The following is a 15,984-nucleotide window of genomic DNA, read 5'->3' as shown; positions in this document are numbered from 1 at the left end:
TTATGGTGTCTAAGTAAGTGTGTCTCAGAAGTAAACTTAAATAGGAACCACACATATCCTTTAATTTATCTCTTAGTACAATTGTTTTTAAGTTGTTCTTCTAACGAAAGGTCTAAAATTGGAGAGCAAGTTATGATCTTTCTATCTTTATCGAATAAAATACTTTCGGTATTGGTTTGTAATAATGTCATATGTTTATTGCTATGAATAATTTTACCAATATAGATTTTATTCTTGGCATCGTAAAACATAGTGCAGCTAATAACATAACCGGATTTTTTATCCAATGAATCAACCCCGACACAATGCTTAACAGCAATATCTTGTTGACCTGCTCTATATCCTACTGCATGTGCAATGGTAAGACTTACCCACGAAGTATAAAAGATGAGTAGGATTAAAAATAATAAATACATAAAACCTAATGATGAAACTGTTGGATAAATAATCATACCTTTTAGCCATCTGGGTAAAGAAGTAAACTTTTTAGAAAAATAATTGAATGTATTTCCTTTTTCGGTAGATTTTTTAGATTCCCATAAGAATGCTTTAAGTATACAACCTAAAAATATTGCAACAAAAAAAAGAACCCAGATATCCAGCCCCAAAAAGCTTGTTACATCTTTATAAAATTCATTAAACATTGCTTTGGTTGCATAACCTGCTTGCATGATACTTTCAAAACTGCTCAAAGTAAGCTCATGCTCACCCAAACCATGACCAGCTATCTTGCCTTGTAAAAAACTATAACCAATAAAATGGCCTGCAGTAGAAATACCTCCCCAAGCAGCTAAAATGAACGCAGAAATAGTAATGAGTTTTTTATAGGGTGACTGTTCAATATTATTTTTTTGTACTTCATTAATACTAGTTTGTGACTTGTTATTATTAGTTTCAGTCATATAAGTCCTTTATTCACTACCTTAATCATTCCATTAACTACAGGAGAATTTCACCTATTTTTAGCTATTTTATAAAATATATAGGGAGTTAATCAATGAATATTACGTGGAAGTTAAAACATCCCATGCCAGCATATTTATGGCATGAGACCTCTAAGTTGGCGGTTGGTTAAAGGTCATATTAATTTTTGTTAAGAATATTGTCTCGTAACTTGATCAACTCTTTTATCAAACAAATGAAAATCTACAGGGTCACCTTGTAGAATATTTTTATCATTAGCATGTTTTTTAATGAATTCTGATATTTCTTTAAACACTGGTTTAGTGTTACTTAGAGAGTATCCTTGATAATTTCTAACATTCCGCCCGTGTCCAATAACATCTAGATCAATGGCTGCAGCATTCAAACCGAAATAAAAAAAATTATCTGATATTAATACGCTATTTGTTTTTCCTGTGTCTCTATTTAGATTGGCTTTATTAATTGTTCCATCAGCGTTACTATGATGAGAATCCTCTTGATGCCACTCTCCGTTTTCAGATGTATGATAAATATTATCACCAAGCACTTGAACTTTACTTCCATTACGAACGGCTTTTTTTAACTGGTATTCCGGGTTATTCCAGTACTCATCAAATGTCATTTTATTTGATACTTCCATTAAAAATATACATTTACGTTTTTGATGTTTCATTGTAGAACCTCCTATTCCCATAACCCAATCACCTACCATCGCTTTTTTTCTAACATCTGGTTTACATGTTGCTAAAGTACAAAAACCATGAAAAGGGTTTGGAGCAAATCCTAAATCTCTTGTCACGCTGTATATAAAAAGTGATTTATTTTGACCTATTAACATACAACATTCCCTGACTGCATTTTATCTGATGGTGTACCATCAGGATTTTGAAAGTTGCTAGCACCTTTAAGTGCGTCAATTATAGAGTCACTTCGCCAAGAAACTCTCGCAGTTCCATAATCTAAGAGCTTCTCAGGAATTTCAACGTTTCCAGTTAAGCCATTTTCATATACGCCTATTATGGGCATTCCCATTTTATGTGCTTGTTCAATTTCCCAATTAACCCAATCTCTAGAGTGGGTTTCTTTACCAATAACTACTATCAATTGGCTCGCCCATCTCATTTTCATTCGTAAAAGACGTTTTATAGTTTGTTCTGGGATTTTCTTAGCATCAATTCTTTTTTGGTTTTCAGGCTTTGCTCTTATAGAACTATTTCTTAGATTAAAACCTTTACCTGCGGCTAACCGAGTTAAACCGTCAACACTTGCATCATCTTTATGGTGATGGCTAACAAATACATTTTTAATAGTTTTACTCATACGTTGTCCCTATTTTTTCCTCAAACGTCATGGTTCTATTAATCAAATCGCAGTGCATTACACCACCATTATGAACTTTTAATTTATTCCAGAGTGAAAAGCCAAGTAAAATTGCCATCTCCCAGTCTTTTCCTGTTTTGATGCTAACTTCTAAATGTTTAGTTAATTCTTTAATTGTACGGAGTAATGAGTAATCGACTACTTGCTGATTTATAAAGTAACTATGCTTTTTAGCATTTTCAAAAACTAATGATGAAATAGCCTCGTCAATGACAACAGCCCTACCTCCATCCTCAACTTCATCGATTTTAGAAATAGACTTTCTCTTTTTTTTCATAAGTCCTCTCACTACAGGTGACCAGCCTAAGATAACGGCATATGAAAGATGAAACACATCGTGAAAGCGATAAAAATCGGTATCATAGGAGTTGTCTCTTAAATGATCGCCAAAAGCCCCTTCATCCCAGGTAACACTTATATATTTTTGTTGGTCTTCGTGTATAACTTCTTCGAATGTGACAGAAAAAGTTCGTGGAATTTGTTCATTTAAAGGGTAATCTTTATCTAATAAATCCGAAGACGACAATATTGCATTATCTTTCCATCTATCTTCAGTTTTGTGAAGATTGGATTCGGCAATATCATTTAACTTCAAGTCCTCATGTTCCGCAATTGCAGACAAATACCACAATATGTCTCCGAGCTCTTCAGTTAATTTATCTTTAAAAACAGTATATCCTTCACCGTCTCTAAGTTGTTTCTTATACTCGGTTGCCAACTCACCGACTTCTCCAGCAAGACCCATTAAAGTTATAAATTTTCCATTATCTTCTTTTAACTTGAAGTGAGTTGTATCGACAGCACGCTGTTGGTATTCATCTAATTCCATATGATTACATCCTTATATTCCACTTGGGTGGATAAAATAAGTCGATAGGCTTATTATTTATTTTAAATTTCTGCTTGATTCTTGTACGGCCAGAATAACCTTCAAGCTCAGGATGGACGACCCTACAATATTTATCGGTTTCACAAAAAATATTTTGAATATCTATATATTGTAGAGACCTATTACCCAAATATTTAAAGTCTAATCCTAGCCTTTCAAACTCATATTCTTGCCTTTCTGTCATTATTTTAATTATGTCGGTATCAGAATAGCCAGCCTTATCTTCAAAACATTTTCTGATCCCATCTTTAGAACCTGGGCCTGGAACTGTAAATTCACATTCGGAAAATGAAGTGACTTCGCTATAATTAACATCAGTAACATATTGGTATGCTAGAAAATTACCTATCATAGGGTATGAGAGAATTAGATTGTATGCAGCTTCCATGGTGTGACAGCTTTCTAATTGCTGAGGAAGCTCATCCTTAAGCATCCTATCCAAAAGCAAAAAGTGAGCATGATGCTTTCTTTTAACAGGAAATGCTTTTGATCCTGAAGCCATCATATAGGCGTTAGAGTAGATTCTGATGCCAGAATCCATGGCTTTATCTAAAGCTTGAATATATCTTAAGGATGAATACGTCTCAGTAGTAATTTCACCAAACGTTTTTTCTAATAACTCCCAAGTCTCTATTTTATTGAATAATTTAAATAATAAAATTCTGAATACAGTGTCAATAACACTAAATTTTTTAGTATAAATTATATTTTTAATTAAATACTGACTAACTCTATCTGAAGCCCTATAGGTATTTGTAAACTTAAAGCTCTGTAAAACATCATCCTTAGTTAAGTTCGATCGCTCTCCCTGTATCCTTTTCATAAAAATGTTTTGTCGTTCGTAAGCAAACTTCCAAAAGGTGTCGTAACCACAGCTAGTTTTTATTGATTGTTGATTATTAATTGTGATCATATTTATTCTTTATTTGTTTTAAACCCTTTAAACAGAGGTAGATGGCTTCATCTATAAACTGTGTAGTCATTAGCTGCTTATATTCTTCTACACGAAGTCCTGAAGCAACAGCTAATTTATTGACCGATGTAGCCGATATGGTATTTACTAACTCATCATACATTACCCGTTTATCGAACTTATTTGCATATTCTTGTAATTCACCATAATTTTCATTTTTTTCCAACTGCCACTTTTCTGTTAAAGGCTCCTCTATAGAAGCCTCTAATAAAAGTTTACAAACATCATGAACAATTCCCCCAAAACCACCAATTAAAAATATGGGTTTATTTTTCGATAAGCTTAGAATTATCTCTTCGAGTACTCCGGGCATTGCACCTTTATATTTACTTCTTTTACCTCCCGCACATATTCTAACGTGAGATGAATCAATACTAATATTTCTCATTTCAGTTAAACAACGCGACCAGATATAGTTATTTTCAGGTGTAGATGGCTGTAAAGGTTTATCACGAGGGAATGTGATCTCAATATCTTCTGGTGGTTGATGTTTCACGGTTTGAATTATCTCAAAATTATTGGACCTCCATTCCTTGATTCTATCTTTATCTAAAAGGTGCAAAGGCCAAGCTAAATGATTTTCAACTACTGCACTTAGTTCTTGATTTTGAAATTTTAAAGCAGCAGCTTCATTTAAAATAAATTCGGTAAAACCATCAGGTCTTAAATCACCGCCATAGATTAGTGTAGAGCTTCTAGAAAAGAGGTGACGTGCGAGTTCTTGTGATAATTTAGTTAAAGTATTAGAGGGTAAATTTTGCTCATAATCAATATTATCCAACGTAGAAAATTCAGAGATTGAAATTCCGATTTTCATAGATAATAATGTTTTTAGCTGGTCTTCCTGCCAAAGTGGTGTTGAAGCTGAAACCCCAAGTATCTTATGCCATGATGACTCATCCCTATAAACTGGTGGTTCAGGATAACAATATTTAGTTATCCCTTTATCTATGTTTAGTATTGCTTTCCTATACTCCAAAGGCCTGGAAAGAATTTGAGCATTTTTATCAATCAATCCGCCTCTTTGGTAACACGACAAATTGTTAATTACATAATTCTGTCTGATTGTTTCAACCAAGCAAGCAATTAAAGTTATTAATATGCTTCCATCTGTAAGGGGAGTTGAGTGCACATGAACAACAGGAGCATTTGTCAATTCGGGAAAACTTCTATCTTCATATAGTTCTAAAGAATTAAGTATAACAATAGGCCGATCTAATGATTTTGCATGAATTATTTCTTTTTGGCACCAAAATCTTGAAGTGTATGTATCTGTTAAAATTGCTAATAAAGTTGAATTTGCTATATGGCCTTCAATTTCTTTTCCAAAATCAAAACCGGGAGATATTGTGGAAGCATCAAAAAAATTAGTAAGGTTAGTTTTATCTATATAGCGTTTAATTGCTTCAGCATGTTGTATACCTGTTTTACCTACCTTTGCGTGACTTAAAAATATTTTAATGGATGAGTCTTGCCCTAGAGCTTCATTATCTGGTAAAGAATAACCAAAACGATAAATTTCGTGTAAAACACTTAATGCGACGTGAAGTGATTTATTTTCGTCAGACCACTCAAATGCTCTAATAAAATTATAACCATTAAGATCTGAAGCATGGTTTAATCCTTCAGTATCTAAGGATATACCTATTAATTTAAAATCTGATTGGTTTTGTATGTTTTTAAGGTACTCTTTCCAATCTAAACTTGAAGCTGTATTAATGCTTGTGAAAGCGATTATTAAATTTTTTTCTGCTTTATTAGTAGGTGTGGATAATGGAGCTGTATCTTCACCTTCAGATCTATAACAAAATATAGGAACATCTAAACCTCTAGAAAAAGGGTTATCCACCGAGCGTGATAACTGATTACTTATTACATCTAAAATAATATTTGCTGACTTGTCATCAGTACCATTCCACACAAATGATACTGCGAGAGGAGGGATATAATTCATATTTTTTAGTTGCCCCTTAATATTAAAACTTTTAATAATGTATTTTTTAAAAACGTTAAACATCACCACTCTCTCAATTGTTGCATTTCTTTCAAGCGTTCTCTTTGTAGCAATAAAGCTTCAAAAAGATCATCGACTGAATCATTACTTGATTCCAAATCTGGTAGAGCGATGTTAGCTTCAGCGAAAAATCGTTTTTGATTCAACTGGCTACTAATATCAATTGAGTTATCTGCTAACCAAGCATCTTGCCACCAGTTTGTAATGCGCTGTTTTGCATTTCTCATTTTCTGCTCTGTGGGTAAACGATCGCTCTTTTGACCATTCGCAGTGACATCACTAGGCAATAAATTCCATAGGTCGTTATTAGGCCAACGTGCAAATGGCATGCAATGATCAATTGCGTATTGTTTATTTAAAGTTTTGTTTGTCCAAACACAGTTATGTTGGCTATTGTTCTGTTTTTTAAGCGTTTCAAAACGGTTTCGGACTTCGCTAGTACTGCGTTTTGCTTCTAACCAATTTAATGCGTTCACTAATTTATGTTGTTGCTCTGGTGCTTGATATTGTCGATTGCCTTGATAACCCGCCATGGTTTTAGTCCATTCGGAAACTAACACAGGTTCAATCCAACAGGCATAACGGCTAAAAGCAATCCATAGGTGTTCAGGTAATGAAAATTCGCCCCAATGGTTTAAGGTGGTTAAGTCTAAAAATAAACTGTCTTTAGCGCGTACTGATTTACTGCTCACTTCGAATACACTTTCTGCACTATTAGGAAAAGTGATGAACTTACAAGGCATGTTTTTGATGTTAGCGACACTTGCAGATAGCATTTTATGCATTGCTATTGCTTGATCGCCTTGGAACAAGTTCCCAATACGGTAATCTGATGATGATAGATGTGTTAATTTATGCCAACCATCTTCTTTCATGAAGCCCATGTTGCTATTTTTATTAGGGGTTTGATATAACTGATGTTTATCAATTAAGTCTTTATATTGATGTGCCCAATAAAGAGCAACTAAGCCAACAGGTAATATGACGCGATTATCTTCACGTCGAATGACTGCACCTGGTTGTCCGTCAGCTATACGTAATAACACGCGCATTAACGCGAGTTTATGTGTTGCAGATTTACCATCGTTCAATGCGACATGACGAATAAATGGAAATGCTCCGCTACCATCATCAGGTAGTTTTAGTACAACCGTTTGCCATGAGACATCTTCTCTGCCGATCACATCAGGCTTTTTATCTGTGACTAATAATAGAGATAGACCGAGCTTTGTAGACATTTGCACTAAAGCATCACTAGAAACCTCATACATATTTCGTTCATCGCCACTTTCACCATGGCGTAATGAAATAACTAATAGGCCACCGGGCTTTAATAAGTTAGCGAGCTTTCGTAATGATCGAGCGCGTTGCGCATCTGGAATATGCATCCAAACAGCACTTAATAGAATGAGGTCGAAACTGATTTCTTTACGAGTGACGGCAGTGAGGTCGGGAAGTGAATCCTGCAACCAGTTAATGTTCAAACCTTGAGTATGCTTTTTACCAAGCTCAGCTAACATCAATGCGGGTTCAATCGCGGTAACAGAAATGTTATTCGCAGCACCTTGTTGTGCAAAGTATTGACTATCGCGCCCTGCGCCAGCCCCTATATCTAAAATACGAGCCTCTTTTTTATTCAAGATAGGCGTTAAGTAACTAAGCCAGCTTTCGTGTACTTGCTCAAAGGTTTTTGACAGATACATTTCAGCTAGTTTACTGGCATTTTTATTATAAAAATTAGCCGTCATACCCATCCTTGTTTAAGGTATAAAAAATAGATGAAAGAAAATATGTCAATTTGAAAGTGTTTAGGTATTAAATGGAGATGATAAGTACCTAATATTTAAGATATTAACACTTAATAGTTATTAATTAAAAGCATAGGCTTGATGTTTTTGAGTTTATATTCTCATTTTTTAGATGTTATATTTTTATCTAACTATTAATTACTTACGGATAAAGTTAACTATCTTAAGATTTTTATTAATTAAATTTTATCAATACGACAATACAAGAGAAATATTTAACGGTTGTTAGGCAAAGTGGCCGCCTTAATACTGCTCGAGCGACAGCTTAGTGCTTGAGCATATCTTTAACTACTCATGATATTTTGAAGAAAATTAAAAACGAAAAAAACGCTTAACTGTTTCCAGTAAAAGCGGTTTTAAGGTTCTCCAAGGATAGACTGTCAGCCCTTAAAACAGCCCGCGGCTCTATGGCTTTTTGACAGTTATTAAATTTTAAAAATTCTTACGAAAATCTTATCTGAACCGCGAATAATATTTTGTCCATCACCTGTATATATCCCCGTTACCATTCAAGTTGCTTCGTTCAGACGCTAACTTAGACTCCAAATCAAGGCGTAGTAATGTGGTGACAATAGCAGTCCATATCGAAGGTTGCTTATAAAAGGTTCCCATAAAAGGTTGCTCTGAGTTGGTTTAAAGCCAACGCCGCAGAGGGTGAGCTGTGAAGCAAACATCTCCGTTGTTATAAAGTGTCGATTTAACCCGTATATATTCCTCTTTTTGCGAGTATCTGCTCACTTCACAACTTGCTGAATTTTTTACCTTGGATGGTAACGGATATATTACTTATTCAGTTATATTGACTTCAAGCAATTCAATCATCTTTTTGGCAATATCGCTAAAACCCCGATGCTTTAAACTAATCTCTTTAATCATTGGCAAAACCTGAGATTTAGCTTGTTCAAGTTCATCAACAATTTTAGTCATTTCTTTATTTGATAATAAACAATGTTGTTTACCAAATTTAACCAGCACTTTCCATTTTGGCCAACGTTTAGAGCCCGTTAAACTTAGCGCCATCGTATCATTTTCGATATAAGGTGTTGTGCTTACAATATCAAATACAGGCGAGAATAAGACAGAAGTCTTTGGTAGTTCACCTAATTTGTAAGCAGCTAGATTTTCATAAAGAACACCATAATTTTTTAAATGTGCATCACCGTTTCGTAAAGTAATATTCAAAATGGTCAGTTTAAAAAAATCATATAAAGCAGTTTTACGATATTCTGGTGAAACAAACTGACTGATAGTATTCGCACAAGACTCTAAACTTGCATCATATTTTTGTTTAGTCGATCGCCCCTGTAAGACACAAAAGTCTTCGAATCCTATTGGCTTATCTTCGTCGTTAATATCAAAGCGTTTAGTTATCAATAACTGCCCATTATCACTCAAATAAAAAGGCGAAACAGTTAACCCTGCAGCTTTAGCCATGTTTAAGCAGATAAACTCATTACAAGCTAATTCTGGGTATTCTTCACCCCAACTTTTCACTATATATGAATCGATTGGATAGGTCGTTTTAGACCTTATTTTCTCATGACTGGATTGTTTAAGATCTAACAATACTTTTGGTTGTACCCCTGCAACACCTGAACGCAAAGCAAACCTTGATAACAGTTCAGAAAAAAGATCAACATCATCACTTTTAATAAGATGCTCTAGGCTTAAATCAAATTCGCTTTCATCTACTAGTCGTTGGTCTTCCAATGCATATCGCACAGAACCAATTTGATTATTTCCTAATAATGCTAATACCGTTAAATCATTACTGCCATAGTGTTTTGCGGTTGCTTTCTCAATCGCTAAACGTAACCCACCTTCTGGCATATTCATTTGAAAAAATGGATGTAATCCTTCGTATGTATAGGTTTCTAATCGAATAGGCATAGTAAGTGATAATGCAGTTTTTGCATTTAAATCATATGAATAATGGTGGGCCACATTTTCTTTCTGTAGCCTCCCTACTCTATTTTTATGGATGTAAACATCAACATTAGCCATTATTAGTCTCTTTTAATTGGTCTAAAGTCGGTAAACCTGTATCTGTAACCATTAACGATTTATTGAATAAGTTAAGGATCCGCTCAATCTTTCTTAATCCAACATCATCGTAATCTCCACGTTCAATTTTGCCAATCGTTGTTCTATTAAGCCCCGCGTAATCGGCTAATAACTGTTGGCTCCATTTTCGCTGCTTTCTTTCAGATAAAATAATTTCTGAAATTTTAGATAAAGACTTCATACAAACCTCAACATTGTTCACTATAATCACCAAAAACTTAATATCAACAAAATAAGGTGGCTTTAATCACCCAACTATATCGTTATAAGTCAACATATGCAAAAGAGTTAAACTAAAAATACTCATACTTGTTATTTGAATCCAAGCCCTATGAAGATCTTATTCCAAAGAATTCAAACATGATATCGTCGTACTACTGACAAAGTAGAATTATGAAGCCGCTTAAGTAACTAGAGACTAAAAGTAGACAATAAATTCTTAGCTGTTTAATTAGATAGTCATACATTTAGAGGGAATGGTGCGGAAAGAGAGACTTGAACTCTCACATCTTACGATACTAGAACCTAAATCTAGCGTGTCTACCAATTTCGCCACTTTCGCAACTACTTAAAAATTTACTCTTTTTAACTATAATCATCTTTAAAAAAAAGGGCGAATAACTGGTTTTATGACCCACTGTTAATTCAAAAAATTTATTAGCAATTATTTAATAATGTGGCCTGTTAGCGTTTATGTTTATTTTGACATACTTTTATCCCCTATTAACCTAACACTAATGCAATCTGAACATTTCAATTAGTGTTTAAAATGTAATATACAATTGGTTACATGAGCAGAATCTATATCGGAATGTTCAGATTATTGGACAAAGTTATGCAGTAGGAATAAGGATTAGTGCTCGCTTTAGTTTGATTTTATGTACCCTTTTAAAAGTCGGTTATATCAATAACGATATGTATACATGTCGTTATTGATATTTTACAAATATCACATCAAACAATTTAAGCCGATATTTTAGGACGACGCATATTACAACTTTCACAAAGTGAATTTTTCATATAGTTTTTACATACATTTTGATATTTTTCACTATGCCAAATTTCGGATATTGACTTTTAATTTAAATTCCCAAAATCACCAGTATTATACATTCTCAACCCTGAGGTCAAACTAAAGGGATCAGGTAAAAAAGCATTGGCCGTTAAATCAGCTTGCCCTAAATACCCTATCACCAATCCTGAAACACCAATAAGTCAACTGTTCTTTGTTGGTATACTGCAATAGCGGAGTCTGAACTAACATCTTGTCCAACAAGACTTTGCGCAACATGTGTAGTGCGTTTAATTAACTGAGAATACGTTAGTGAACCTTCACGATCAGAGTTTCCCCTCTGTCTCTGAAGGAGTAATACAATGAAACCAATTTTCATTGGCCAATTTGTTGTATAAGCTTGTTTATTATTCAAAGGAATAATTTGATGTGCAGGATATTCAGTAGTCGTATATACACCATTGCTTAATTCTGTTCTAGGTGTTGAGCCAAATTCATAATTTAATAATGGAAAATTAAACGAACGAGCAAACTCTCGAAAAGACGCTTCCCCAGGAATATCATCCCCCCGAAATAAAATACCACCATCAGTCAATAAATGATTATCGACTACCTCATGTACTTCCTTAATAAAATGTGAAATTGAGCTTTGACGAGATGGAGTGACAAATTTAACCGACGATTTTTCTTAAAAAAGGGATTTGATATTTAATAAATATGAATGATTCACGACCACGGCCTTAATAGTGTTAAATAAAACAAAAGAATACATCACAAATGATAGTCATTATTAAAAGCATGAAAATCAAACAATAATCATTAATAGTTACTAAGTAAAAATCATTATTGACCCACAAATGGTAAGTGTTATCATTATCATTATCATTAAAGACATCCTTCTTTAATAAAAATATACAATGGTAAAACCTAATTAAGGAATAAGCAAAAATCGTATTCAATGTAGTTATTAATTTAGAAGAACAATATTCAATTTGGTCTAGCTATAAATTATTACCAAATGGTTGGAAAGAAGTGTGATTTTAAAGAGACAAAGATAACTGCTTGGTTTTTATTAAAGAAAATTGGACTGATATGCATACAACATCTTTAAAAGTAGCCCAAAACTGTAAATAGAAATGACAAAAAAATAACCATTCATAACACTAAAGGGAATTAAAATGTTCAGAACAAAACTAGCTGTCGCTATTCGCGCTACGATGAAAGTGACACCTTATTATTTAATGTTGGCAGTTTTTGTTGCTCCTGCTTATGCAGCTAGTGATGAAACTGAACAAGATGGGTCATATACATTTGATACTGTCGTGGTTAAAGGATCTAAACAGACTATTAGTACCAACGTTGCTCAATCAACACTTCGTTCTGAAACAGATTTATCAATCGTCCCTCGTTCTGTTCAAGTCATCAATACCAAAGTGATTGAGCAACAAAATATACAAAATTTAGGTGAAGCACTTACTAATATTAGTAATGTATCTGAAGGTAATAGTTTTGCTGGTACACGAGATCAATTTCAAATCCGTGGTTTTGATGCCAATGTATTTAAAGATGGCACACGTGTACTTGGTTTAGCGCAAGACAATGCCGTCATTGAAGACATCGAGTTTATCGAAGTAGTAAAAGGCCCAGAGTCTGTTTTATACGGTAACACTAATCCCGGTGGTTTAATCAACTTGATAACAAAGCGGCCAGAGGCTGATAACAACAATACCATCGGTATCACGCTTGACCAGTACGGTCAAAAGCGCCTAAGTGTAGATTCAACAGGTTCTTTAAATGACAATGACAGCGTATTATATCGTTTTATCGGTGTATTTGATGATTCTGAAGGCTGGCGTGACGATACAGACAGTAAACAAATATTTGTGGCACCAAGCGTGACATGGTTACCAACAGACGATACCTCAATTACTTTTTCATATAAATATAATAAAGAAGAGATTCCTTTTGACCGCGGTACATTAGCAGTACGTAACTCTGATAATACAGGCTGGGAGTTCTTAGATATTGATGAAAGTCGTTTAGGTTCTTCTTTTTCCGAACAAAACAGAGAAACACACGAAGTTGGTTTCGACTTCTCCCATGATATCAATGATAATTGGACTACTCGTGTAAAATCACGTTATATAAGACGTGAAATTGATGCTATTCAAACATTCTTCTATGCTTCTTCTACGGATTCACAAACAACGATTCCTTTATCTGCTACTAGTTCTGTTATAAATTATGGTGAAGATGGCGCCGATGTAGCATTTGATGGTACGATTAATCGTTATATAAATGGTAATGATCAATCGAGTGATACGATTCTTGTTTCTGTAGAAAATGAAATTACCTTTGATATAAAAGATACATCACATCGTATTGTAACAGGTATAGATTATACGACATTTAAAGAACGAGTAAGAAGTTCAACCTCAGCAACATTAAGCGATCCAGCCTTAACCACTTTATCGGCAGCAACGATAGGTACCGATCCGAACAGTGGTGTTTATAATTTTTATATAGACGATCCTTCTTCACTGACTTTTCCAGATGATTTGTATGATATAAGTAATGTTAAAACAGAGTTAACTGAATACAGTATATTTGCGCAAGATTTAATTGAATATAATGATTGGAACTTTATATTGGGTGCTCGTTACGATTGGTATAAAGCTAAAAACAATACGACTTTTGATGATACTTTAGTTGCTAGAGCTTCAGCATTAGGTGTGACTGTTTCAGATACTAGTAGTGAAGCACCTACTGATCAAAATTTCAGTGGACAAGTGGCTGCCTTATACCAATTAAATACTCAAGTGTCATTATTTGGTAATATTGCGCAATCCTACCTTCCTAATGAAGTATTCGATGAAGCTAATAATGAGTTTGAAGATGCACAACGTGGCACGCAGTATGAAGTCGGAGCAAAGGTGTCTTTATTTAATAATAGCTTAAACTTAACAACCTCTGTGTACCATATAGATCTTAAAAATGTAGCCTTTGCTAACACAGATGGTAGTGTTGATGTTTATAAACAACGTAATCGGGGCTTTGAAATCGATGGTGATTACGCTATCAGCAAAAACCTAGCGGCACTATTTGCTTATGGTTACAATGATGTAGAATTTGTTGATGCTCCAGATAATATTAGCCGTGTTGCAAATGTACCAAAACATACAGCAACGGGTTTTCTTGCTTATGAAGCATCGCCATCATGGGGTGTAAGTGGCAGCGTTAATTATGTAGGAACACGTGCTGGTAATCGTCGGCTAGACTATGATTACAACTTACCTGCTTATACATTAGTGAATGCTTCAGCTTGGTATGTACCTGCGTTTGCAGATAGAAACTTACGCTTACAACTCGATATCAAGAATTTATTCGATAAAGACTATATTGCTTCTGCATCAGACTCATCACAAAATGCACTCAACCTTGGGTCACCCGTTACCGCTTCTCTATCGGCAACTTACCAGTTTTGATGTAATCAATATCCTAATCTAAAGGGGCTATTAAGCCCCTTTTATTATTAAACTCTTTATGATTAGAAAAACTATGCTTACTTTATTTTACTTACCTTCTTCAGGCAGTGCAGCAAGCATGTGCTACGCCAGGATAAACAAAATTAAACCACATCATATTAACCTTATCACACTAGAATACCCTAGTAGAGGAGCATGATTAAGTGAACTATTTGCACCATCCATCAACGCACTTTGCCAAGATTTATTAAAAAATGAGACCACATTTAACCCACCGCCATCATCCAATTGTTTTTTCTGTCATTGCCTGTTCATCTCATTATTTCATCACGTCAATCCCCTCTATACTGTCGTCTACAAGAAGTGACAATGAGTTAAAATAAACGTTATTCAATATCGGAGGGTTACCTAAAAGTGTATTAGAAAATGCAGAATTGATGGTGTTATTGTTACCTATTATACGCTCAGATCTTAGTATCAATGAACGTTATACCAAAAGAATTAATAAGGTGATCATTCTTGCTGGTTAAAATTACCCCTAACTGCGTTGTGAGTTTTGAAGTGAGAACAACTATCTCCTACAACTCACGCCTTATTAGTGTTAATTTTTCCTGCACAATCTCTGATCACTTATTTAATTCCATTGGTATTATCAGTGTGATGATTTATCCCCGCTTCCTATTCCTATTACCACTATTTATGGTCTTCAAGATCCTGTAGTAGAAAGAGATAACGTGCTTAAATAGCAGTAGTTCACTGATCGAAAATTTAAAAAATTAATAATGTCAGGCCATTATTTTTACTTTAATAAAGAAACAAATAAGTTTTTATTAAATTTAATCGGACTGCTTATTCAGTGTTGAGCTTATTGACGAATAAAAGCGAATAAATATGAAGAGACTCGTTCCACGCGACACTACATACTCCCCATCCTAAGTATTTAGTATTAATTCAATAACCTGTTTTTTGCCAAACAACAAGACAACGATGTCCACTTAAACATTGTGCACAATTGCCTCACTTAAGTTATTGACTCCCCCTGAACCATTCGCCTTAAATAATGCCTCTCTTGCTGTCTATAGCAGATAAAAGCCTTTCTTTTTATCTGCTATCCTATTGAGGATGTTTAATTCTTCGGGGTGACAGATTAAACGAGATAAAGTATCTACATCTTTAATCTCTTGATAACACTCAATATCAACATTCACATTACTTTGACTTTTTTAATGCCACTATCGCAACAGCACCATGAATATGGCTTAAATTAAATGAGATAGGCTTTTTGACATAAGGCTTGACATTTTTTGAGGTGAAAAAATCCTATGCTATAGGTAAAATCACAGGATAAATTTCATTTAACATTTCAAACGGTGAGCAAAAGTAATACCATTCCGCCTAATTATGTGATCTAATATATTCAATTATTAACTAATTA

General features: G+C 34.3%; 12 protein-coding genes and 1 tRNA gene. 2 read left to right on the top strand and 11 right to left on the bottom strand.

Annotated features, from left to right (window positions below; genetic code table 11):
• Window positions 1-65: 65 nt before the first annotated feature.
• The 11 genes from V6255_RS05915 to V6255_RS05865 all read right to left on the bottom strand — a co-directional run bounded on the left by V6255_RS05915 (window position 66) and on the right by V6255_RS05865 (window position 11,659).
• Window positions 66-902 (bottom strand): hypothetical protein, encoded by an 837-nt coding sequence (locus V6255_RS05915; RefSeq protein ID WP_341627316.1) that lies wholly within the window; start codon window positions 900-902, stop codon window positions 66-68.
• A 191-nt stretch (window positions 903-1,093) separates the two neighbouring features.
• Window positions 1,094-1,762, bottom strand: coding sequence for a hypothetical protein (locus tag V6255_RS05910; protein ID WP_341627315.1), 669 nt, complete (start codon window positions 1,760-1,762; stop codon window positions 1,094-1,096).
• Complete coding sequence (locus V6255_RS05905) at window positions 1,756-2,244, bottom strand: TIR domain-containing protein (RefSeq protein ID WP_341627314.1); 489 nt, start codon at window positions 2,242-2,244, stop codon at window positions 1,756-1,758. Before V6255_RS05905 ends, V6255_RS05910 begins: the two co-directional genes overlap by 7 nt.
• On the bottom strand, window positions 2,237-3,133 hold the full coding sequence (locus V6255_RS05900) for a nucleoside triphosphate pyrophosphohydrolase family protein (protein WP_341627313.1): 897 nt from the start codon (window positions 3,131-3,133) through the stop codon (window positions 2,237-2,239). The genes V6255_RS05905 and V6255_RS05900 overlap by 8 nt, the downstream gene beginning before the upstream one ends.
• Window positions 3,134-3,137: 4 nt before the next feature.
• A complete protein-coding gene (locus tag V6255_RS05895; RefSeq protein WP_341627312.1) occupies window positions 3,138-4,106 on the bottom strand; it encodes a nucleotide kinase domain-containing protein in 969 nt (322 codons plus the stop codon).
• Window positions 4,093-6,183 (bottom strand): TIR domain-containing protein, encoded by a 2,091-nt coding sequence (locus V6255_RS05890; RefSeq protein ID WP_341627311.1) that lies wholly within the window; start codon window positions 6,181-6,183, stop codon window positions 4,093-4,095. The genes V6255_RS05895 and V6255_RS05890 overlap by 14 nt, the downstream gene beginning before the upstream one ends.
• Window positions 6,183-7,928 carry a class I SAM-dependent methyltransferase gene (locus V6255_RS05885; protein ID WP_341627310.1) on the bottom strand — a complete coding sequence of 582 codons (1,746 nt, stop codon included), beginning with the start codon at window positions 7,926-7,928 and terminating at the stop codon, window positions 6,183-6,185. Before V6255_RS05885 ends, V6255_RS05890 begins: the two co-directional genes overlap by 1 nt.
• A gap of 846 nt (window positions 7,929-8,774) precedes the next feature.
• The gene (locus V6255_RS05880; protein WP_341627309.1) at window positions 8,775-9,992 is read right to left on the bottom strand and encodes a type II toxin-antitoxin system HipA family toxin; all 1,218 of its coding nucleotides are present in this window, start codon (window positions 9,990-9,992) and stop codon (window positions 8,775-8,777) included.
• Window positions 9,985-10,254, bottom strand: coding sequence for a helix-turn-helix transcriptional regulator (locus tag V6255_RS05875; RefSeq protein WP_341627308.1), 270 nt, complete (start codon window positions 10,252-10,254; stop codon window positions 9,985-9,987). The genes V6255_RS05880 and V6255_RS05875 overlap by 8 nt, the downstream gene beginning before the upstream one ends.
• 275 nt (window positions 10,255-10,529) lie before the next feature.
• Window positions 10,530-10,614 (bottom strand) — tRNA-Leu (locus V6255_RS05870).
• 628 nt (window positions 10,615-11,242) lie between these two features.
• A complete protein-coding gene (locus V6255_RS05865) occupies window positions 11,243-11,659 on the bottom strand; it encodes a hypothetical protein (protein ID WP_341627307.1) in 417 nt (138 codons plus the stop codon).
• A 353-nt stretch (window positions 11,660-12,012) separates the two neighbouring features.
• Here V6255_RS05865 and V6255_RS05860 point away from each other — a divergent pair, with 353 nt between their 5' ends.
• Together V6255_RS05860 and V6255_RS05855 are read left to right on the top strand one after the other, a co-directional pair.
• Window positions 12,013-12,102, top strand: coding sequence for an MbtH family NRPS accessory protein (locus V6255_RS05860; RefSeq protein WP_341627390.1), 90 nt, complete (start codon window positions 12,013-12,015; stop codon window positions 12,100-12,102).
• 140 nt (window positions 12,103-12,242) lie between these two features.
• Entirely contained in the window at window positions 12,243-14,549 is a 2,307-nt protein-coding gene (locus tag V6255_RS05855; protein ID WP_341627306.1) for a TonB-dependent siderophore receptor, read from the top strand.
• Window positions 14,550-15,984 lie beyond the last annotated feature (1,435 nt).

The sequence above is a fragment of the Psychromonas arctica genome (assembly GCF_038155225.1).
In the GTDB taxonomy this organism is placed as follows: Bacteria; Pseudomonadota; Gammaproteobacteria; order Enterobacterales; family Psychromonadaceae; genus Psychromonas; species Psychromonas arctica_B.
This window is presented reverse-complemented; position numbering and strand designations above follow the sequence as displayed.

Coding starts and splice junctions, on each gene's coding strand:
- V6255_RS05915 (WP_341627316.1), bottom strand. CDS start 902: ATGACTGAAACTAATAATAACAAGTCACAAACTAGTATTAATGAAGTA.
- V6255_RS05910 (WP_341627315.1), bottom strand. CDS start 1,762: ATGTTAATAGGTCAAAATAAATCACTTTTTATATACAGCGTGACAAGA.
- V6255_RS05905 (WP_341627314.1), bottom strand. CDS start 2,244: ATGAGTAAAACTATTAAAAATGTATTTGTTAGCCATCACCATAAAGAT.
- V6255_RS05900 (WP_341627313.1), bottom strand. CDS start 3,133: ATGGAATTAGATGAATACCAACAGCGTGCTGTCGATACAACTCACTTC.
- V6255_RS05895 (WP_341627312.1), bottom strand. CDS start 4,106: ATGATCACAATTAATAATCAACAATCAATAAAAACTAGCTGTGGTTAC.
- V6255_RS05890 (WP_341627311.1), bottom strand. CDS start 6,183: ATGTTTAACGTTTTTAAAAAATACATTATTAAAAGTTTTAATATTAAG.
- V6255_RS05885 (WP_341627310.1), bottom strand. CDS start 7,928: ATGACGGCTAATTTTTATAATAAAAATGCCAGTAAACTAGCTGAAATG.
- V6255_RS05880 (WP_341627309.1), bottom strand. CDS start 9,992: ATGGCTAATGTTGATGTTTACATCCATAAAAATAGAGTAGGGAGGCTA.
- V6255_RS05855 (WP_341627306.1), top strand. CDS start 12,243: ATGTTCAGAACAAAACTAGCTGTCGCTATTCGCGCTACGATGAAAGTG.